The organism is Methylobacterium sp. D54C (assembly GCF_053345595.1).
The window spans coordinates 1-3,633 of sequence record NZ_JBKFAK010000069.1; the positions used below are offsets into that span (position 1 = coordinate 1).

3 protein-coding genes are annotated in these 3,633 nt (G+C 72.3%); 2 read left to right on the forward strand and 1 reads right to left on the reverse strand.

Features of this window, described 5'->3' with window-relative positions:
* Positions 1-384 precede the first annotated feature (384 nt).
* Complete coding sequence (locus ACLBYB_RS32435) at positions 385-1,323, forward strand: LysR family transcriptional regulator (protein WP_020095076.1); 939 nt, start codon at positions 385-387, stop codon at positions 1,321-1,323.
* 113 nt (positions 1,324-1,436) lie between these two features.
* Here the strand turns inward: ACLBYB_RS32435 and ACLBYB_RS32440 are convergent, their stop codons facing one another.
* Positions 1,437-2,924, reverse strand: a complete 1,488-nt coding sequence (locus ACLBYB_RS32440; protein WP_447701331.1) for a DUF2252 domain-containing protein — start codon at positions 2,922-2,924, stop codon at positions 1,437-1,439.
* Between the two features lie 264 nt (positions 2,925-3,188).
* Here ACLBYB_RS32440 and ACLBYB_RS32445 point away from each other — a divergent pair.
* On the forward strand, positions 3,189-3,633 hold a 445-nt coding region (locus ACLBYB_RS32445), incomplete at its 3' end, for a thiamine pyrophosphate-binding protein (RefSeq protein WP_447701332.1).

Below are 3,633 nucleotides of genomic sequence, written 5' to 3' on the forward strand. Positions count from 1 at the left end.
CCGCACGGTCAGCCACCGGGCGGGCCCCCGAAGGACGGCCCGGGATCGCTCCCGGGCCGCCGCGGACAGGTGCGGTCAGGAAGCACAAAATAGGAACATTGTCAAGGCAAACTGAGGCGCGCGCCGCGGTCGACGCGCACCTCTCCGTCATCGCGAGCGCAGCGAAGCGACCCAGGGCGGCGCAACATCGGCAGGCGTCGCGCTGCTGGATTGCTTCACTCCGCTCGCAAGGACGTCGGTGCCGAGAAACCATCGGCCGCGGGCACCGTCACATGGGCCGAGCCCTGCCGTCACTCCGGGACGCCGCGGCGCGACTTCGGGATGACGGGCAAGCCGTCTCATCTGCTATGTCGGCACTCCGACCCTCCACCGAACGCGACGCCCGTGGCCATCGACCATATCGATCTCAGCCGGATCGACCTGAACCTGCTGGTCGCCCTCGACGCGCTGCTCGACGAGCGCAGCGTCACGCGGGCCGCCGCACGGGTCGGGATCGGCCAGTCGGCGATGAGCTCGAGCCTCGCCCGCCTGCGCCGCCTGTTCGACGACGAGCTCCTGACCCGGGCGCCGGACGGGATGCGGCCGACGCCCCGCGCCCTGAAGATCGCCGAGCCGCTGCGCGCCACCCTCCGGCAGGTGCAGGCGCTGGTGCACCGGGAGGAGCGGTTCGACCCGGCCACCGTCGAACGCGTCTTCACGGTGAGCCTGCCGGACAGCGTCGAGGCGCTGCTCGGGCCGCGGCTAATCGCGCAGCTCCGGCGGGAGGCGCCCGGCATCCGGCTGCTGCTGCGCTCGGTCGACCGGACCCGGATCCTCGACGAGCTCGACGCCGACCGGGTCGACCTCGCCATCGGCCTGTTCTCGGAGGGGCAGCTCCACCACAAGCAGCGCCTCCTCTACCGGGACAGCTACGTGGTGCTGTTCAACGCCGCCCTGATCGGCCTGGAGCCGCCGATCGGGCTCGACGATTACCTGCGCTTCCCCCACGTGCTGACGTCCCTGCGCGAGACCGCCCACGGGGTCGTCGACGACGCCCTCGCGCTGATCGGGCGCTCGCGCACCCTGGCGGTGACGACCCCGCGCTTCCTCGTGGTCCCGTTCATGGTCCGCGCGGCGCCGGTGATCGCCACGATGCACGCCCGGCTCGCCACCTCCTTCGCCAGCGCCCTGGCGCTGAGCGTCAGCCCCGTGCCGGTGCCCCTCGACGACGTGCCCGTGTCGATGCTGTGGCACGCCTCCTACGACCACGACCCGGCCCACCGCTGGCTGCGGGACCTCCTGGTCCGGCTGGCCCACGAGCCGCCGGCGCCGGGCATCATCTGATACGCTTTCCGCTTGAACGCGACGGTCGAGGCATTCCGTGCCGTCCTCACTTCGCTCCGCTCGCGAGGACGGACGTGCGGACGGCATCGACCGGCCGCGAGCAGACCGCACCGTCACAGGCACGGATCCGCTGCGGCCTCCAGGCGGCCGCGCGCGATCGCCGCGCGGAACAGGGCGAAGTCGGCCGCATTGCGCTCCGCGTAGGCCGCGGCCCAGTCGGCGATCGCCCCGCTCAGGTCGTGGTGCTTGCCGCTGCCGCAGTAGCCGGCGATCGCCGCCGCGTCCCCGGTCCGCGCGTGGGCGCGCGCCAGCAGCGTCCCGTAGGCGTACGAGAAGGTCAGGAGCGGCGCGCCGGACATCCGCGCCAGCGGGATCGCGCCCTTCAGGTTCTTCATCTGGCGCACGTAGAACGGCCGGCCCGCGATGCTGGTCCAGCCGAGCAGCGGGTCGCCCACCGCCTGGAGCAGGCGCTGGCCGTAGATCACCCGCTCGCCCTCGTGCCCGGAGAACGGCGCCGGCACGCCTGGCAGGTACGGCGCGTGCGCCGGTCGGACCGCCTCCTTGACCTGCAGGAAGAGCGCGTCGGCGTCGGAATTGCCGAACAGCAGGGCGAGGTAGGCCCGGGTCCCGACGCTGCCGACGCCGACGACGCGGTGGGCGACGTCGACCACGTGGTAGCGGTCGAGCATGAAGCGCCGCTCCCGCGGCAGGGTCTCGGCGTAGCGCTCCAGGCCGGTGACGACGCCCTCGCGGGTCGCCGCGTCCACGGGCGTCAGGATCGGCGCGTCGGTCTGCAATTGCCAGGTGCCGTCGGTGCGCCGCTCGGCCACCTGGGCGAGCAGGCTGCGGTTGTTGCGACGCCGCGCCTTGTCGACCGCCCGGCGGACCACCGCCCGGGCCTCCGCGTTCATTTGGAGCCCTGCGATGTGCGGGCCGTCGGCGCGGGTCGTCTGGTACCAGACGTCGAGGGAGCCCTGCGGCGCGAGGCGCCGCATCGTGTGCTGGTAGCCGGAGACCGCCTCCATGACGGCCGCCCGCCGCTCGCCTGCCGGCAGGCCCGCGTCGTCGGCGGCGATCGCCAGCCCGGCCGCGAGGCGCTTGAGGTCCCACTCCCACGGGCCGATCGTGACCTCGTCGAAATCGTTGAGGTCGAGGACGATGTCGCGCTGCGGCGTGCCGAACAGGCCGAAATTGTCGGTGTGCGCGTCGCCGTTCATCACGACGTCGATGCCGCTGCGCGGCCCGCGCGACAGGTCCCAGGCCATGACGTGCGCGGCCCCGCGCAAGAACGCGAAGGGCGAACTCGCCATCCGGGCGACCCGCAGCGGGATCAGGTGCGGCTGGCGGCCCGCGTGGGCGGCCTCGATCAGGGCGACCGGGTCGGGCCGGTCGGGATCGGAAGCCAGCGCGGCCTGGCCCGCGTGGGGCACCTCGGCGCGCAGCCGCTTGCCGGCCTTGCGCCGCTTGTCCCAGGCCTCGACGCCCGCGCGGAGGTCGATCCGCGGGAAATCGGCGACCGGTGCCAGCACCGAGTCCACGGCCGGGGCATCCGCATCCCGGTCCCCCGGCGGCACGGTCTTGTCGCTCTCGATGCGATCCATCGCTGTTCCATCGCGGCAGCCGGGTCGGCCCCGCCGGTGCGCTCGACCGGCCCGAAGCCGGGGCGGCGGACCGCACGTTAGCATCCGGCCGGCTCTGTGACGTCACGGGCCCGGACGGCCCTTGACCACCCTACAGGGGGGCCCTCTAACGAACCGAGTATTCGGGGGGTGTTCCTCCGTCTCGTGTCGTTCACGGCCTCGCGATCACAGTGCCGGAATCGACCCGGACGGCCGGGGAACACCGTTACATCAGCGAGACGTCGCATGCCCAAAGGTTCAGATCTCCTCGTCGCGGCCCTCGAGAACGAGGGCGTCGACCGCATCTTCGGGATTCCCGGGGAGGAGAACCTCGACGTCGTCGAATCTCTGCGCAACTCCAAGATCGAGCTGGTCCTGACCCGCCACGAGCAGGCGGCGAGCTTCATGGCCGCCACCCACGGCCGACTCACCGGCCGCCCCGGCGTCTGCCTCTCGACGCTCGGCCCGGGCGCCCTGAACTTCTCCACCGGCGCGGCCTACGCCCATCTTGGCGCCATGCCGATGATCATCATCACCGGCCAGAAGGGCATCCTGTCCTCGCGCCAGGCCAAGTTCCAGATCGTCGACGTGATCTCGTCGATGAAGCCGATCACCAAGATGGCCCGGCAGATCGTCTCGGCCTCCTCGATCCCCACCATCGTGCGCGACGCCTTCCGGGTCGCCACCGAGG